The 1,564-nt window shown below is 33.2% G+C and carries 1 protein-coding gene; it reads left to right on the top strand.

Annotated elements, in window-relative coordinates; all coding sequences use genetic code 11:
* Nucleotides 1-228: 228 nt before the first annotated feature.
* Nucleotides 229-1,407 (top strand): tyrosine-type recombinase/integrase, encoded by a 1,179-nt coding sequence (locus ACGHVY_RS24760; RefSeq protein ID WP_390602128.1) that lies wholly within the window; start codon nucleotides 229-231, stop codon nucleotides 1,405-1,407.
* Nucleotides 1,408-1,564: the final 157 nt, after the last annotated feature.

Here is a 1,564-nt window from a genome sequence, read left to right as displayed (position 1 = left end):
CTCTTTTTATTAAGTGTGTTTTCACGTTTTACCTGTGAAAAAGTGTTGCAAACATAGCGACTAAATCAAAATATAGCAATGCAGAATCGTACAAATGCATGGAAAATACCGTCTTTTGCACGATATTCCATGCTATGGAGGCGATTTTTAATTAGCACTAATAGCAATAAACCTTTTTGTTTCTATTTTATTGTATGGAAAATAGTAATTATTAAACCTAAAAACGATATGGCGAATTTTTCAATTGTGATTGTTCCAACCAAAAAGCTATCGAATGGCAGACATCGAATAAGAATAGCAGTAGCACATCATTCGCAAACCAGATATATACCAACTCAGTTTACTTTGGATTCTGCCGGCCAACTGAAAAATGGTAGAGTAGTAAGGCATGAGAATGCTGCTAATATAAATGTCTGCCTTCGTAAACTAATAAACGAGTATGAAGAAATTGTTACATCAATCAACTATTTACCCGCAATTTCATGTACTGAGCTAATACACATTATCATTAATGAACAAAAAAAGAAAGGAATCACTTTTCAAACTGTTGCGAAGGAATATATGGATTTTATGAAAGGAGAAGAACGGGAGAAATCTTATAAACTTTATAGGATCGCTTCCGAAAGATTCGTTAAGTATATGAGAGGAGATTTTCCCTTGATTCAGTTAACTCCTTTTCATATACAAGAATTTGCAAAAGTTCTTCACGAAGAAAATCTGGCGGATACAACTATCAGGATATATCTGACTCTGATAAAAGTGATATTGAATTACGCTAGGAAGATGAATTATGTGACTTATACTATTCATCCTTTTATTCTCTTTAAAATGCCGGCAAGCAATGTGCGGGAACTCGATTTGTCAATAGACGAGTTAAAGAGCATACGGGATGCTTGTCTTTTGAAGTCTCCCCAGTCTATAGTAAGGGATATTTTTATGCTTACCTATTATTTGGGTGGCATTAACTTGAAGGACTTATTGGCATATGATTTTAAGGATAAAGACCATATACGGTATGTACGTCATAAAACACGTAATAGTAAAAAAGGAGAGAATGAAATTGTATTTACCCTGCAACCTGAAGCAAAAGCAATTATAAACAAATACCTGACAAAGGAGGGTTATCTGAAGTTTGGAAAGTATTCATCTTACAGACAGGTATACAGCTTAATCTTCCGTCATATAGATAAAGTTACGATACTTGCAGGGATAAAGAAAAGAGTCACTTATTATTCTGCCCGAAAGACCTTTGCACAACACGGATACAATTTAGGAATCCAGATTGAAAAGATTGAGTATTGTATAGGACATAGTATGAAAAACAATCGCCCTATATTCAATTATATCAAAATCATGCAAGAACACGCTGATAAAGTATTTAGGGAAATATTAGATCAGTTACTATAAAAGTTGGTTCTTTTATGCCTCTCCTTGAGGCATTCCTTTTATTTTCATATTCTTCTTTACTGTTGAATCTTCTTCAATAGTTGCCTTATTATTGTCTAAAGGAAATATTTCATATCTGATAATCGCTTTATATACAGTAGTTTCATATAAAAACGTA

Origin of the sequence: Bacteroides sp. f07 (assembly GCF_042854785.1) — a bacterium.
GTDB lineage: Bacteria > Bacteroidota > Bacteroidia > Bacteroidales > Bacteroidaceae > Bacteroides.
Note: the sequence above shows the minus strand (reverse complement) of the source record. Positions and strands in the feature narration are given on the sequence as shown.